The organism is Paenibacillus tundrae (genome assembly GCF_036884255.1).
GTDB lineage: Bacteria > Bacillota > Bacilli > Paenibacillales > Paenibacillaceae > Paenibacillus.
The window spans coordinates 611,294-627,242 of sequence record NZ_CP145605.1; the positions used below are offsets into that span (position 1 = coordinate 611,294).

The following is a 15,949-nucleotide window of genomic DNA, read 5'->3' on the forward strand; positions in this document are numbered from 1 at the left end:
GTGGGCTATTGAGTAAAAGTAAAAAGGCATATGAAAATAACTTGATTGACATATCGAGAAAAGACGATATACTAAGTTTCATGGAATTAATTGAAGTATTCAAAGCTTTATCAAATGAGACTCGTCTAAACATTCTGAAGTGGTTGAAGGAGCCGGAGAAGCACTTTCCTAAACAAGGCGCACACATTCCGAAGGAGGAGAATTTTGATGGTGGAGTGTGCGTAGGTGATATTCAAGAAAAAGCCAAGGTTTCTCAGTCTACGGTATCCCACTATTTAAACATAATGCAAAAGGCGGGTTTACTAGAGTCTGTACGTTATGGTCAGTGGACGTATTATAGGCGAAATGAAAGTTTTATTCGAGCAGTAATTGAATTTATGGAAATAGAAATCTAAAAAAATAAAAAAGCAACCATTTTTTTTGTTCTAATTTATCGATTATTCTCGATATCTAAATTAACAATAAGTGATCATGATCCAGTATGGATCAGGTTTGAAAACAGGAGATGACGTACGTGAAAAAAATAATTTTTTATATCATTGCTATTTTTACTGGAGCTTTACTCAGTCTTGAGGGAGCTCTGTATGGCAAGCTAGGGGAACAGGTTGGGGCGTTAGAGACGAACTTTTATAACTTCTTTATGGGAGCGATCATTGCACTTATCCTTCTTATTTTTTTTGGACGGGGTAACTTAAAGCTAATCAACACATTTCCTAAATGGAATCTAATTGGTGGTGTTTTGGGCGTTACGTACTTATTGACCTTGGTTATTGGTGTTCCTATCGTTGGTGTAGGAATTTCTATGATTGCCATCGTTGTAGGACAAATGGTTACCAGTATGTTAATTGATCATTTTGGTTGGCTCGGCAGTACTCGTAAACAGATTGGTTCTAAACGAGTGGCAGCCTTGATACTCATGTTGGCCGCACTGGTGTTTACTTTATTTTAAGTAAGAAGGAGAATTTTATTATGGGAATTGGATTATTAATTGTAATTGTGACGTTAATAGGTGGTGCTGTGCTTGGAGCCCAATCTTCCCTTAACGGTAAGATCAGTCGTACAATTGGACTGTTAGAAACAGTATTCTTTACCTTTGCTTCTGGCGCCTTAGTTTTAGCTGTGCTCGTTGTTTTTTTTGGAAGTGGACATCTTTTCGATCTCATTCATGCACCTAAGTTGCAATTGGCAGCTGTTTTCTTGGGATTTGGTTACCTGTTCTTATCAACATTTTCTGTAAATATGATTGGTGTTACTCCTGCCAACCTAACTGCAATTGTTGGACAACTGTTAGCAGGATTTGTGATAGATGCTATGGGTCTATTCGGTAGTGAAATCATCAATTTCTCGTGGCAACGGGGCGTTTCACTTGTACTGATGTTAGTTGCACTGGCGCTGATTTTTAGTGAAAAAACAGGTAGAGCAGAGAGCATAAGATAACATATACGAATATCTGTAGAGAGACGGAGGAGAAATTCGGAACTGCTGTAGGAGCCAAAGCGTCTGCCTTTGTCACTGGATTTTTATCGTGAATATCTGGGGAACAACAGCAGCGGGAAGTAGAAACATTTACTGGAGTCACGTTAATTCCAATATAAAAAATGGAGCCATTGTCGAAAACAATGGCTCCTTCTTTATGAAATGACTATTTTGATGAACTTGATGGAACATCAGGATCAGTCGGGTTTTCATCATTTAAGGTTTTACCTAAGAGCAACGAATTGGGATAATTTTTAAAAAATTCTGCTTCATCTACTTTTAAAAAAAACTTGCCTTCAAAAATCAGTTGATTCGTATTGGGTTCGATTTCATCTATAGTTCTTGCGATCTCCGATTCCTTAAAGATACTTTGTTCATCTGCTCGCACGAACATGCCATGAGGTGTATAGAATTGAGTAGAATCCCCGTTTGCGATTTTTGATTCTACGGATTCTACGTTTTTTACGGGTTCTTCGAATTTCACGTTATTTGTTGAAATATTCGTGTTAACAGGGATTTCATCTGTCTTATTAACGGTTTCCATTGCTGGATAGGTATCTGCTTGTGAATTGGATAGTAATGCTACTCCTGAAATAATAGTCATTGCAAAGGCTATTAAATATATTTTTTTGAACATAGTGTCCCCACCCTTCATACCAACAATTATTTCCTACTTTAAAACAGTATATTCACTACAATGGTAAGAGCCTATTTGGCTTTACTTGCTGTACAACTGGTTTTTCAAAGGACAATAACACAAAATCCCCATTACTCTTCAATACAACTTTTCTATGCAAATTGCGTCTTAATTCAAGCAACAATGGGCTAGTTTACACAGTAATTAGAGAGGAATGTTCAGAATGAAGAAATACCTTCCCGGATTATTAATTATTTTTGTCCTATGTTTGGGCTTACCAACTCAGGCTTACATGGAGGCGTCTAACCAACAGCCTTTGGCTTTTGAGGATCACAATCTAGAACAAGCGCTTAAGTCATTATTGAATAAAAACGATGATGAATCCCTAACAAAAGAGGATCTAGAGTCACTGACCGATGTTAATCTATCGGGTAAAGGAATTAAGAGTTTGCAGGGTTTGGAATATGCGGTCAATCTGAGCACGTTGTCCATAAGTTCCAACAAGATCACTGATCTAAAGCCGCTAACAGGATTGGTTAAGCTTAGGAGCCTCGAAGCTGCGAATAATAACATCAAAGATCTTGCTCCTTTGTCTAAATTAACTGCCTTGGTTACTCTGAATTTATCATCTAACCAAATATATGATTTGGAGCCGTTGAGAAATCTTCAAAGTTTGGCTTACCTCTATTTGAAGAACAATCGAGTCTGGGATTTAGAGCCGCTCCAACAACGTGGTTTTTTACCGTATTATGATACGGGTGCATTCATTGAACCACTTGCACTGCAAAATAACTATTTAGATTTAAGCAAGGGATCGAAAACAACTAAATTATTTGTGAAAATGGCAGGAAATGAGTTGCCTAGCGGTCAGCGTAAGACACAGCGCTTGGTGATCGGCAGCACGACTGCTTATGTTGGAGAAAGTGCTTATCGTATTACTGCAGCGCCATTTATTCAGACCGGACGTACCTATGTGCCGATCCGTTTCATCTCCGAGAAGCTTGGGGCAGCCGTGAATTGGAACCAGAGCACCAAAGAGGTAACGATTCAGAAGGATGGTAAAACGATTCGCTGGGTTGTAGGGAACAGGCAGGTAAAAGTAAACCAGCAAACGGTGATGCAAGATGCTCCTTTACTTCTGAAGAACGGCAGTGCGTTCGTTCCTGTTCGTTTTGTGGCCGAGCAGTTAAATACTTCCGTTGAATATATGGGAAGCAAGCATATGGTCGTGATTTTCAAAAAATAAGCAGCTATGTAGACCATCTTAAACGAACAATAGAAACGATAATTCAATAATAAAACCAAGAAAGCAGCTGATCGGAGTGATCGCTGCTTTTATTTAACTAATAACGCAATAGATAGCGACAACCCCAATCGTCTCCATTACATTAAACGCGTTCTTCACCTCATTCAAACATAGGTGTACTTTTGGCCTTTTTATTGGCGAGGAACAGGCTTGGGATGAAAATCAACGCTAGGATCATCGTAGCTACAAGGAAACCGATATGGTACCCCTTCAATTGATTTGCAATCGTTGGATGCAATCCTTGTATGGTTGTCGCAACAGCAGTAGCAATAATCGCTGAGCCGAAGCTCGAACCCAGATTTTCAATGATATTGATGCCAACACCTGCCTCAGGAAGCAGTTTACTGTCGAGTCCAGTGTAGGCTTCACTCATCAATGGAAGACTAATGCCTCCAACGCTGACGCCACGGATGAACAGGATGACCGAGATCCAGATCATACTTGTCGTATCCGAGATGAATATAAATGGAATAGATCCGATAAGGGAAAGAATAAGGCTGGCGAGCAGTACATATTTTGCACCCACTTTATCAATCATTTTTCCAATGAAAGGCCGAGTGACAAGCATACCAACGCCTTGGGGAATGAGTGCAACTGCTGTTTGAATCATTGTGAAGTCTCGAAAGGTTTGAAAGAACAGGGGGAGTATTAACATCGGACCCATAATAGCGATATGTGCTAAGAATAGCCCCGCGCTTGATGCTGCAAAGTTTCTGTGTGCAAACAAATTCACAGGTAGAACGGTCTGATTGCATTTAATCCGATTGTAGACGAAATAAATGATAGCCATAGCAAGACCAATTCCCATCCACAAGATCGTTTCGTCATTATTAAAAGTGGCATGATCTGCTGCTTTGGTAATTCCGTAAATTAAAGCCACACTCATCGAGGATAAAACGATAATTCCAACTAAATCGAGCTTGCTTTCTTTGTTGAAGGGTTCAAAGTCTGGAATCTTTCTGATCATTAATGGCGCGGAGATCAATACAATGAACACGTTAATGAAAAAGATCCATTGCCAAGAAGCCTCCTGAACGATGAATCCACCGATGATCGGTCCCAAGATAGGGCCAAAGATCATAGGTGTACTCACAATAGCCATGACTCTGCCTAAATATTGTTGCCCGGTTGTTTTAACTAAGAGGGTAAACATCAAGGTGGTTATGACTCCGGCACTGAATCCTTGAAGTAAACGGAAGAGGATGAAACTTGAAATATCCCAGCTAACTCCGACTAAGACAGAAATCACACCAAAAGCAATTACAGCCCCAACAAAGACCTTCTTGCCGTTAAATTTATTCATAAGCCATCCGGATACAGGAACTGCAATCGCAAGGGCTAAAATATATCCAGTAATGGCCCATTGGATGGTATCCAATGTTGTATGGAAATCTTTTGTTAGTTGATTTACAGCAATATTCACCATGGTAGAGTCAAGCATAGGAGCGATTGCTCCAAGGGCAATTGCCCAAGCTGTTATAAGAATATGTTTGGGTATTCCCGGTTCCTTTGCGTTGTCTGATGTCATGTTATGCTCCTTTAAATTGAATTTTGTTTCCTCATCAACTAAAAATCTACTCTTGTTTTGTTTCCTTGTCAACAATAAATGAAAAATAAAAAAAGCATCCGTTTCTCTAAAGAGAAGGTTGCTCTTGGTTTTAACTCATTTTATTGGTTTTACTTCGTTAGATCTAAACCTTGTTTGTCTATTTCCATATCCAAATGTTTGCTGTACACTTCAATGAAGTTCAGCATTTTATCATATTGTTCTTCAGTTACATGATTAAATACAGATTCATCTCTCTCTTGAAACTCTGTATGAAGTTTCTCATGAATGTCATATATGGTTCTGCCTTGCTCGGTTAGTCTAAAAAAGACTTCCTTCTTATTATTTGCTTTTTGATAATCTTCGATCAGACCCTTTTCGATGAGCTTCTTCGTTAATTTACTTATGGCACCCTTGGTCATATACAGGGATTCTGCCAGCTTGGTTACGTTGGAATCTACATTTTTCTCTATAAATTCAATGCAATGGACTTCAGAAGGCTTATATCCTTTAAGACTACTTTCCATCTTCGATTTATTAATCCAGACCAATTTGTTGAATAAGTCCCTGAAATCCATCATGACCTGTTCTTGCTTGTTCATGGTTAGTCACCCCATATGAGTTATTTCCTAAGATAAACTATAACCTTTTATCATTTAAAATCAAATCGTGTCACCCACATGAGCATGGATGGCAAACAATTCAACAACAAGCTCTGATATAATAGCAGTTAGCAGCTATCTATTTTCTGTGGAGGTGAGGCCATTGAAAACAATTGGGGTAGGATTCTTATATGCATGGCTCTATGCAAAGCCAGTGAAGGATATGGCAATGCTTTGCATAGAGATTAGCAACAACCCAATTGCCAACAACGAGTTGTAATATTCTACGAACTGGCTTTGCACCTTATTGATTTATTAAATAAGGAGTGAGGCACGTGAAATATTCAAAAGCCGAGTCGATTTTCCCGGAAGAATTGCTACGGATCATCCAAGAATACGTTCAGGGCGAATTAGTATATATCCCCAAACCTAAAGAGACACATCTCAAATGGGGAGAAAAAACACACAGTAAGAGTAAAGTCTCTGCTCGAAACGCTGAGATTAAATCCTTATTCCGTGATGGAGTCAGCATAAACGAGTTGGCGGAGCGGTATTTCTTGTCCTGTGAAAGTATTAAGAAGATTGTTTATACCAAGATCTAATGGAATCCGCTACATCGTCGTATCGACGGTATAGCGGATTTTTGTGCAGAGATGAATTAAATCAACTTATACATAGTAACTGCATCTCTAAATCGATAGACTCAAGTTAAGGTTGTTGTGATCCAAGGACGTCTGCATTAGGAGAAGGGGGCAGTGAAATGAACGAAATCATAATGAAACAGCTGCTGGACAAAAATGAACGGCTGATCAACATGGTGATCGAACGCGTAAAAAGAGATTACCAAGACGATATCGCCATTATTGGGCTTACGGGTTCATTTAGCACCGGGGACTTTCACGAGAAGAGTGATCTGGATCTAATTATCATTAATAATACCGATAAGGGCTGGGAGATATCCGATTGCTTCATCTTGGATGACGTTGGATATGACATCTATTGCACGCCTTGGGATACAAGAATACATGAGCAATCCACCTTGGAAAGTCCCAACGTATCGAGCCTAACCGAGCTCAAAGTACTCTACTATGCCAAACCTGAGGATTTGGAGAAATTAAACGGATTCAAGCAAAAGGCTCTTGATGCACTTGCGAACCCAATAGGAGAAGCGTGTCTTCAGCGAGCGAAAAAATGGATTGATCTGGCTAAGCAAGCCTACAGCGATACGATGCTGGGTGAAGATATTGGCTCCGTGCGACATGCATCTGCCGACGTTCTGTACAATCTAGTCAATGCGTTGGTTAGCATGAATAACACGTGCATTAAACGAGGAATCAAGCGATATTTGGAAGAGATATGTTCGTTGCGCTATGTTCCGGATGATCTCGAATCCCTTTACATGTCAGTCATTGAAGCGCATACCATTGAAGATATTCGATTAGCATCTTTCAACATATTGAAAAGCGTTACGAAGTTACACAGCACGATGTGTGATACGTTAATCGTTAGACCTGCTCCGACCTATGATAATTTGAAGGGAACATACGAAGAATTGTGGTGCAACTACCGCAACAAAATGTTGAACGGTGTGTTAACCAACGATGCCCCTTATGTATTTCTTTCAGCTTTTGGAGCACAAGGCTATCTTGATGAAATGGCTGCGAAGATCGGAACTAAGAAATTTGATCTTATGCAGTACTTTGATGCAAGTGATCTAACAGTTATGCAAGAGAAGTTCCTTGAAGTGATGGATGAGTATGCTCAGGAATATGGTAAGGTAGGCAGAGAAATCGAACGTTTTACATCCTTCGAGCAACTGTATGCCCATTTTATGAATCGTTGACCTTAAATTCTAGTTCGTAATAAGTCCCCTGAAAGGGGGACAACATACCATTAATCAATGGTATAGATGTCCCAATCTCCTTGTTTACTCTGCCGGATCGCATACATCATTCTTACTTGTTCAACCGAATCGGTTGTTGTATCCAGACGTTCACCAAGAACAGTAATATGTAATTGATTTTTGATCGATGCATGTTTCTCAATGCTCTCGATGCTTGAGAACTTATATTGGAACTGTTCACCATAATAAAAGTCCATAGCATCTGCCAGTTGGTCATCGACAAAACCAGATCGATAAAGTTTGCGATCATGCTGTACGAGAGCGATCAAATTTTCTTCGAGTATATCCAGCGCGGGACGATCGCTCTCTTCTAACGTATTCTTTGCTAACTCTAGGTCAATCTCCATTGGAGTGTTCGAATCTTCTGAACTCTCAAGTAGGAATTTTCCGATAATATTCTCATCGCTATCGTATAGGTTGATATATTTATCGACTTTTGGTTCGTTCATACTCTGAATAGCTTCCTCAGGGGTTTGTGGCAAATCTTGATTCATGTCTGAAGTCTTGATGTAACCTTCTTTTCCATCTACACCTATAGCCGCAACTAAATCCTTAGAGGGACTAGTATCAGCAGATGTGGCCGCCAAGCCATAGACACCCGCACCAATCCCTAAGGCAAGAGCCACACCAACTATAGTGAGTTTTTGTGATTTTGATCTCACTAAATTACCTCCATTCTAACCAGACCGCTCATATGAAGAGGCAGAATGATAAATACATGCTTAATCATTAAACTCAACAAAAACATGCATATACCCGTCTATTCCTCCAATACCGGTCGTTTGTTTAATATCCAAAAATTCAAGTTGTTTCTCCCATTCAACTCTTTCTTGATCTGAGTCATCTGCGTACACTTCAAATAGATAGGCTAAGACAAATGCATTAATGGATGAGGCTCCATTTTTCAATTGTAACCACTCTTTAGGGACAACGAGTTGATTCTCTCTAGGGATCACAGTCTTTGTAGAGAAGTTAAGGATTATTTCATGCCCTTGATTTGTAATAGTCGTTATCTTGTTCTTCCCATCCCATCGAATTGTTGCTCCGGAGGATTTAAAGACATCCTTTACTGGAATATAAATAGAGTTATACTCCGTTGTAGTTAACTTACCGGACTTCGAGACATTTAATACGGACTTTTTCAATGAAGAATTGTACGTATGAGCCGCGCGTTCAACAAAAGACAGATCCTCTAAAGATTGGTCATCTGCAGAAGCAACGGAAGCGACACTAACAACGAAAGATAACATCAACAATAGGGAAATAAACCGTTTCATCTTGATGTCCTCCTTACAAAATTTGGCGTGCATGTAATATAAACGCGTAAAGCTGGAGAAATGTTTCCTTTATAAACCAATGATCTATTAAACAATATAAATGGTTCTCTAGCCCTCTTCCTCGTCACGTTCAACTCTGAGGTATACAGCTCCAGATTAAATAGAGAGATAATCATGTTCTCCACGGGCAGGTTAGTATGATGGATGATAGAATGAAGGAAATCCAGATGCTAGGAGGATGCAAATGTTACCTTTTCCAGCTGAAACGAGTCGTAAAGTAAAATTTGATTTTATAGATGAGATTAAGAACAAGTTATTAGAAAAGTACGATAAGGACATTGAGGCTATCGGTATTTATGGTTCAGTTGCTCAAGATAGAGAGGGACCTTATTCAGATATAGAATTGCACATCATTAGTAGAGATGGAGCGGATATACCTACTCGTGAATTAATTTTTCATCCGTTCAAATTAGAGCTCTCTACCAAACAAAAATCCGAATGGTTTCATCAAGCAAGCGTAATCGACGATGGATGGGCGCTTAGAGCGGGAAGTTTCGTACATATTACCTCCCTGTACGACCCAAATGGCGTTTTTTCTAAGGCGAAGGAGATTGCGCTCTCAGTATCTGACGAAAGGTTTAGAGAAGTAATAGCAGAATTTATGATTTGGGAGCCATATGAGACTATGGGTAAGATCCGAAATGCCAAAGCTTCGAATAACCTCTCTTATCTGCCCCGTGCTGTATTTGATCTAACATGGCAAACGGCTAAATTGATTGGATTAATGAATAAACGGTATTACACCAGTAGAGCCGTAACTCTGGAAGAATCTATGGAAAAACCGATCAAGCCAGAAGGATATGTTGAGTTGGCGAGAAAAGTAATAAGTGGTGAGTTAGCTGATAAGGAAGAGCTTTATTTGCTTTGTGAGAACTTATGGTGTGGTTTGAATAGTTTGCTTGAGGATTTAAGAATAGAATATCGAAGTGATGTTCTAGATTTGTGAAAGCGTAAGATAACAGGAGCCGATCGCATCGTAAAACAAAGAAATCAGCTGATCAATATAATCAGCTGTTTTTGTTCAGCTAAGGGGCAGGATAGGTCTGGTATTAATTTTACCTTTGCGTTTGTTGGAATGATGTTAATGGCCACCACGGGTTATGCGGCAGTCCAGTATCATTCTTTGACGAATACAGATGGGGAAGTTGTATATGAGACTAAGTTGCGTGATACGATTACAGATCAATCAATTAAGGTTGCAGACAAGATCAATGGGGATTATACATACCAACAGGCGGATGTATTTTTCAAAACTGCGTATGATGTAAACCCACCCTCTTTGCAGGAAAAAGAGGAAATGACTACAAGACTGAGACAACAGGCCGAAAAGTCTAAGCAGGGTTATGCAATGATGCCGGTTGAAATGACAGATGAGGTTGCCCATCTATCTGTTACGTATCAAAACGGCGAAGATAAAATCGAGGCTATGATCCATAATCTGACGGGTAAGAGCGACCCGACATCGTATATCGACGAGAAAGTTGAATTTAAACAGGAAAAGGTATATGTGAAGGGTGTAGAAATGCTTCAAACAGAATTTGCTCCTTCGCGCGCAATCGAGTTGCAATGGATATACTAGAGCCCAGACAAAAAACAAAGATATAGTTACACCGTGCGGGCAAATTCAGATCAAGTAAGTAAAGAAACATTGACGAAAATTGCTGAAAGTTATTTGGATTACTAAAACAACAGAAATCTTCTCTAATGCTAACTCTGCCAAATGGGATCTTTCATAATTCATGCGGGAAGCACATAGCAAGCCTAACTCAAACAGTATGTTATTTGGGTTAGGCTTTTTAATGATTTTGCTTATTCATTTCTGAATGAAATCGTTGAATAAGTATAGGTTTTTGTTGCTTGAGTGAATGTTGGAGCATGTGATGTTTACCTATAATGGGGTTAAAGAGATGATCAAGTTGCCAAAGGGGGAAACGAATCTTGTTCCTTTTGGGAAGCGATTACATTCTCTTTGGAACAACGCATGAATCCATGATGATTCAGGGTTACCTGATTATCAATAGCTTGTCGAACAATAAATAATGCATGATCTAATCTAGGGGGAGATGTCAGATGCAGCAAAAGAAAAGGGGAGCCATGAGACTGTTAACACTCATGCTAATGGTCAGTCTACTATTAAACGCTTGTAGCAGTGGGAGTGGTAATGAGAGTAATGATCCACAAGGAACTGCTGATAATGGGGCCAGTGCATCGGAAGATGTCACACTGAAAATGTTACTCATAGGCAGCAAACCTGCGGATTATGACGAGGTGTTCGGTGAGGTAAATCAATTACTTAAGGAAAAGATTAACACAACGATTGAAACAGAGTTTCTAGATTGGTCAGATTGGTCATCGAAGTACCCACTGAAATTTGCCGCGAGAGATGACTTTGATTTGGTATTTACGGCGAATTGGGCGTTCTATCACAATCAGGCAATGAATGGCGGGTTCTATGAACTTACGGATGAACTTTTGCAAACCAATGCACCGATGACATGGGAAGCCATGCCGAAGGTTTCATGGGAGCAAGCGAAAATTAAAGATAAACTATATATGGTTCCGAATAATAACCAGGAAATAACGGACAAAGTTGTCATGATACGCGAAGATCTACGTAAGAAATATAACCTTGAACCCGTTACAAATGCTGAGACATTTGCTGCCTATACAAAAGCAATTGCCAAAAATGAGCCGGGGATGAGTGGTTTTGCAACAGCGGCCGGGGGCGGATATAAGTGGCATGAGTTAGATAATATGTTACTTGAACAGCAAAATGAATGGAAACTAATCGATCCCAACATGCCTTTTGCTTTTAAACTCGACGATGCAACTGGAAAAGTGTTCAATGTTTACGATACACCTGAGTTTACAGAGCTACTTTTGTATTATAAAGACTTAGCTGATAGTGGAGTTTGGTCTAAGAATGTTGTTAACAGTAAAAATGAAGTGTGGCAGGATGTAAAAGCTGGCAAGGCGGCATCACTTAAAGGAAATTTAGGTTCTCTAGGCTTCCAGTTTGTTGAAGCTCAGCGCGATCTCCCCGATGTGGAGATGTCTATCGTTGATCTTACTCCGAACCAAAAGAAAACAGCATCCATCTCGACGCAAAATGGTATGGCTGTTCATGCAACGTCAAAGCATGTTGAGCGTTCCCTGAAGGTCATTGATTTATTGCAGAATGATAAAGAAATCCATGATCTGACGATGTATGGTATTGCAGGCAGTCACTACGAACCAATTGATGAGGATAAATATAAACCGGGTCCAAACAGAGATAAATATACTGGATTCTCTAACTGGGGATGGAATTCGCCGCTGAACCGGACAGAGACCTCCTATCCAGAAGAAGCAGAAGCAATGGAGAAGTCGTGGGAAGAGAAAGTGTATCATTATCCGCTTGAAACGTTTGTGTTTGACGATCAGAAGGTAAAGAATGAACTGGCTAATATCGGCAATGTCATGGTACGTTATGGTGTTCCATTAGAATATGGTCTCATTGCAGATCCTCAGCAGGGACAGGCTGAATTAATCAATCAACTCAATACCGCTGGAATTGAAAAGGTACAAGCAGAACTCCAGAGCCAAATTGACACGTTCTTAGAGAAAAACTAATATCACAATAAAGGTACTATATTTGAAATGTAAATCCTATGAGGGTCGATCGATTTTGGATCGGCCTCTCAGGCGTCTTAAAAGAGTGACTGAGATATACTGCATTATATAAAGAACACACACATCCGATGAAACGGGAGACTACGTATGAGCCAAGCAACGCAAAAAAGAAAAATAATTCCCTATTCTTATAAAATGATGATCACTTACTTGTTGCTTGTTCTAGTAACGGATGCTGTCATTGGCTATGTTTCCTTTATGATGCTTACAAACTCACGCACAGAGATCGCCGAGACTAATATTAGGACGTCCATGGCGCAGACAAGTAATAACTTGAAATATCAGCTGGACGAGATTCAGCGTATTTCTGATACCTTGTTTAGCAGTGCCCCTTTTCAGCGAGCTTTGCAGAAGAAAGGGAAGCCACATGAGATGTATCTGACAATGATTGATGAGATTGTACCCAAAATGCAATCTCCATTGCAGCTATTTGGCAATCCTATACGGATTGTTTTATACACCAATAATAACGATCTGAACATTATTGAAGGCGATGATCTGACGACACCGTTGAAGGAAAGTGATTATTACATTCTTTCTACTCTTGAGATTAAGGACTCCACCTGGGCACAACAAAGCCTGGAGGGAGATGATAATCGTTGGATGCAAGTCGAATCAGATCGCGAGCTAAGTCAGATATCTCATGTACGTCGAATGATTTCCTTTGACGATTACCAAAACAGCGGTATACTCCGAATCACGGTTGGCTTTGCGGATCTGCTCGGGAACTATGTGACCTATCCAGAGGAGGATGGCATCTCCATGAGGCTGGTGGACGGAGTTACAGGGGCTGTCATGTATCAACGCGGTGGCACAGTTGCAGAAGCAGTCGATCTATCTTCCTACCTGACACTCAAACAAAGTGTCCCAGGGACAGATTTTATTATTGAAACATGGGTTCCGCATGATTATTTACAAAAAGATGCTCAGCGTCTTCAAAAAATTATTTTATCTGTCTGCACAATCAGCTTCGTTGTTATGATGTTGATTGGTTTCCTGGTGGCCAGGTTGTCCGGTCGCAAAATGAGAAAGATCATCTCATTAGTCCATACATTTGAAAACGGCAGCTTTGAGAAACGTCTTCGTTTTGGTGGAAATGATGAATTCAGTCAAATCGCCGAAGCATTTAATTCAATGGCTACCAATATCCAAGAGCTGATCAGCAACGTTTATGCTCAGGGGATACGACGTAAGCAGGCTGAGCTTGATGCGTTACAGGCACAGATTAATCCACATTTTCTATATAACACGCTCTCAACCATTAACAGCCTCGCTAATCTGGGGGAGACGGCTCAAGTTACGGAGATGGTTCAGGGACTATCTAAATTTTACCGTCTATCGCTGAATCAGGGGAATATTGTGATACCGCTTGTGAAGGAATTGGAGCAAGTCGAAACTTATATGAATATTCAAAGAGTCAAGTATGTCGATGCCTTCACCTTCAGTGTGGATGCCGATCCTCGTATTCTTGACGTTCCAGTTATCAAATTGATTCTTCAGCCTATTGTGGAAAATGTATTTAAGCATGCTTGGTATGGGGATACAATCACAATTCGTATAGAGGGGCGACAACGAGGCGATCTGATCGAATTAAGCGTAATTGACAATGGAGTCGGCATGAAGCCCGAACAAGTTCAATCCATGTTCAACCCAACAGGACAGGGATGTGGTTACGGGTTGAAAAATGTGAATGATCGAATCAAGCTTCGTTACGGCGATAATTTTGGCTTAGAAATAGGTAGCGTATATGGCGGAGGAACGACCGTTCGAATTTTGCTGCCTGCAGAGCCGACAAGCGACAGAGACTCGTGGTTAGACGGTCTGAATGGAGGAACAAAATGACGTTAAAGGTTATGCTCGTAGATGATGAGCGAATTGACTTGGAATGGCTTCGACGTAGAGTGGTCGCGAGTGGATTGCCACTTGAAGTTGTGGGAACGGCGAACAGTGGATTCGTAGCTCTTGAGTTACTACAAAGCAATGAAGTTGATCTTCTTTTGTCCGATATTCGCATGCCAATTATGACCGGAATAGAATTTGCGCGCAAAGCAAAGGAAATCAATCCTCGCCTAAAAATCATTTTTATTAGCGGGCATGAGGATTTCGAATATGCAAGAGAGGCGTTGTCTTTACACGCATCTGGTTATTTATTGAAACCAGTGGATAATGACGAGCTTCAACAGATTCTTGCTGAGCTATGTGGAGAGATTAGCCGAGAACAAGAGAGAATCAAGACCAATGATGAGGTACTGTCGCTAGCGAGCCAGGCGCTTCTACTTCGCTGGTTGAGCTCTAGAACAGGCGAGCAGATCGATAGCCATATGCAGCAACTCATACAACCACTTGTTCGCAACGGTGCGGCTGTGGCCATTATCGAGATGGACGATGTGGAATGGAAAATGCTTGATATGTCTGCGGATGACCGACGTCAATTGTCCAGTGACATGATGGTTTACATCGAAAAACTAGCTTCAGAGAGCGGACTAGGTACCATTATCGCAAGCCACTCCGATTATCAATTTATCATGTTGGCTAATGGAACCGAAGAGGAGAATGTCGCTCTGCTAGAAGAATTGATTTTGGCTGTAGCCAGTGCATTCCCTCTGACGGTTACTATAGGATATGGTAAGTCTACTGATGAGTGGCGAGAATTGCCTGAATCCTACCAGCAGGCAGTTTCTGCTCTGGGCGCCAAGTGGCTGATTGGCAAGAATCGGCTAATTCGCGATGTAGCAGAGTATCCCTTAGGTGATCAGAATTCGGAGAATCTTGAAGAGATGATCTCCATCATGATGAATGCGATTCTGTCTTATGATCTGGTTGGCATTGATGACTGCCTGTTACGAATCTTCGGGCGTGATCGTCCATTGCACAAGATGAATGATGTCTATAATTTGATCATTCGCATCACATCTAAGCTACACGCAGATTTACAGCAATTGAACGAGAACTTATACGAACTATTGCAATGGGAGTCACACCAACCGGAGGTTTTGTTCCATTTTGAGACAGTGAGCGATATATTATCTTGGTTAAGACGGCGATTCTTCGAATTGTCTGAGCGGCTGTTTACTGAACGATCAAAGACCAACCGTAAGCTAATTACAGATATTCTGAATTATGCGAAGGAGAGGATTGAATCTAAAGTAACTTTGAAGGAGGTAGCCGCCCATTTTGCTTTTTCGCCTAACTACTTGGGGCACCTTTTTAAGGAAGAAACAGGAATGAATTTTAGTGACTTTCTTCTGGATCTAAGGATGAAACGAGTATGCGAGCTGCTCAGTGATCCGTCGTTCAAAATCTATGAAATCGCAGAGAAGGTTGGGTACAAAAACATTATCTACTTCAATCGCCAATTCAAACAGTCAACCGGTATGTCTCCAGGTGAGTATCGGAAGAGACATCATATTTAGATTCCTAAAGCGCCGAGCATGTTATGCTCCGGCGCTTTTTCTATGAAATCGTAGATT

General features: G+C 40.5%; 16 protein-coding genes. 11 read left to right on the forward strand and 5 right to left on the reverse strand.

What is annotated here, in order from left to right:
* Positions 1-80 precede the first annotated feature (80 nt).
* The 3 genes from V6W81_RS02850 to V6W81_RS02860 all read left to right on the forward strand — a co-directional run bounded on the left by V6W81_RS02850 (position 81) and on the right by V6W81_RS02860 (position 1,437).
* The gene (locus tag V6W81_RS02850) at positions 81-395 is read left to right on the forward strand and encodes an ArsR/SmtB family transcription factor (protein WP_338543925.1); all 315 of its coding nucleotides are present in this window, start codon (positions 81-83) and stop codon (positions 393-395) included.
* A gap of 119 nt (positions 396-514) precedes the next feature.
* The gene (locus tag V6W81_RS02855; RefSeq protein ID WP_235540523.1) at positions 515-949 is read left to right on the forward strand and encodes a DMT family transporter; all 435 of its coding nucleotides are present in this window, start codon (positions 515-517) and stop codon (positions 947-949) included.
* Between the two features lie 20 nt (positions 950-969).
* The gene (locus tag V6W81_RS02860; protein ID WP_338541477.1) at positions 970-1,437 is read left to right on the forward strand and encodes a DMT family transporter; all 468 of its coding nucleotides are present in this window, start codon (positions 970-972) and stop codon (positions 1,435-1,437) included.
* Between the two features lie 205 nt (positions 1,438-1,642).
* Here the strand turns inward: V6W81_RS02860 and V6W81_RS02865 are convergent, their stop codons facing one another.
* On the reverse strand, positions 1,643-2,113 hold the full coding sequence (locus V6W81_RS02865; RefSeq protein ID WP_338541478.1) for a hypothetical protein: 471 nt from the start codon (positions 2,111-2,113) through the stop codon (positions 1,643-1,645).
* Between the two features lie 223 nt (positions 2,114-2,336).
* On the opposite strand from V6W81_RS02865, the gene V6W81_RS02870 reads away from it, so the two are divergent.
* Positions 2,337-3,359: a stalk domain-containing protein gene (locus V6W81_RS02870; protein WP_338541479.1), complete on the forward strand. Its 1,023-nt coding sequence runs from the start codon at positions 2,337-2,339 to the stop codon at positions 3,357-3,359.
* Between the two features lie 160 nt (positions 3,360-3,519).
* Here the strand turns inward: V6W81_RS02870 and V6W81_RS02875 are convergent, their stop codons facing one another.
* Positions 3,520-4,947 (reverse strand): MDR family MFS transporter, encoded by a 1,428-nt coding sequence (locus tag V6W81_RS02875; RefSeq protein WP_338541480.1) that lies wholly within the window; start codon positions 4,945-4,947, stop codon positions 3,520-3,522.
* Between the two features lie 149 nt (positions 4,948-5,096).
* The gene (locus V6W81_RS02880; protein ID WP_128100146.1) at positions 5,097-5,567 is read right to left on the reverse strand and encodes a winged helix DNA-binding protein; all 471 of its coding nucleotides are present in this window, start codon (positions 5,565-5,567) and stop codon (positions 5,097-5,099) included.
* A gap of 335 nt (positions 5,568-5,902) precedes the next feature.
* Here V6W81_RS02880 and V6W81_RS02885 point away from each other — a divergent pair, with 335 nt between their 5' ends.
* The gene (locus V6W81_RS02885) at positions 5,903-6,169 is read left to right on the forward strand and encodes a CD3324 family protein (protein WP_338541481.1); all 267 of its coding nucleotides are present in this window, start codon (positions 5,903-5,905) and stop codon (positions 6,167-6,169) included.
* Positions 6,170-6,327: 158 nt separating this feature from the next.
* Positions 6,328-7,410 carry a nucleotidyltransferase domain-containing protein gene (locus V6W81_RS02890; RefSeq protein ID WP_338541482.1) on the forward strand — a complete coding sequence of 361 codons (1,083 nt, stop codon included), beginning with the start codon at positions 6,328-6,330 and terminating at the stop codon, positions 7,408-7,410.
* A 50-nt stretch (positions 7,411-7,460) separates the two neighbouring features.
* Here V6W81_RS02890 and V6W81_RS02895 read toward each other — a convergent pair whose 3' ends face one another.
* Both V6W81_RS02895 and V6W81_RS02900 read right to left on the reverse strand, forming a co-directional pair.
* A complete protein-coding gene (locus V6W81_RS02895; protein ID WP_338541483.1) occupies positions 7,461-8,132 on the reverse strand; it encodes a hypothetical protein in 672 nt (223 codons plus the stop codon).
* 60 nt (positions 8,133-8,192) lie between these two features.
* Positions 8,193-8,747: a stalk domain-containing protein gene (locus tag V6W81_RS02900; RefSeq protein WP_338541484.1), complete on the reverse strand. Its 555-nt coding sequence runs from the start codon at positions 8,745-8,747 to the stop codon at positions 8,193-8,195.
* Between the two features lie 244 nt (positions 8,748-8,991).
* Between V6W81_RS02900 and V6W81_RS02905 the strand changes: the two genes are divergently transcribed.
* The 5 genes from V6W81_RS02905 (at position 8,992) to V6W81_RS02925 (ending at position 15,892) form a co-directional block, all read left to right on the forward strand.
* Complete coding sequence (locus V6W81_RS02905) at positions 8,992-9,753, forward strand: kanamycin nucleotidyltransferase C-terminal domain-containing protein (RefSeq protein WP_338541485.1); 762 nt, start codon at positions 8,992-8,994, stop codon at positions 9,751-9,753.
* Between the two features lie 138 nt (positions 9,754-9,891).
* Positions 9,892-10,386, forward strand: a complete 495-nt coding sequence (locus V6W81_RS02910) for a hypothetical protein (protein ID WP_338541486.1) — start codon at positions 9,892-9,894, stop codon at positions 10,384-10,386.
* Between the two features lie 491 nt (positions 10,387-10,877).
* The gene (locus V6W81_RS02915) at positions 10,878-12,419 is read left to right on the forward strand and encodes an ABC transporter substrate-binding protein (protein WP_338541487.1); all 1,542 of its coding nucleotides are present in this window, start codon (positions 10,878-10,880) and stop codon (positions 12,417-12,419) included.
* A gap of 147 nt (positions 12,420-12,566) precedes the next feature.
* The gene (locus V6W81_RS02920) at positions 12,567-14,321 is read left to right on the forward strand and encodes a sensor histidine kinase (protein ID WP_338541488.1); all 1,755 of its coding nucleotides are present in this window, start codon (positions 12,567-12,569) and stop codon (positions 14,319-14,321) included.
* On the forward strand, positions 14,318-15,892 hold the full coding sequence (locus tag V6W81_RS02925; RefSeq protein WP_338541489.1) for a response regulator: 1,575 nt from the start codon (positions 14,318-14,320) through the stop codon (positions 15,890-15,892). The genes V6W81_RS02920 and V6W81_RS02925 overlap by 4 nt, the downstream gene beginning before the upstream one ends.
* Positions 15,893-15,949 lie beyond the last annotated feature (57 nt).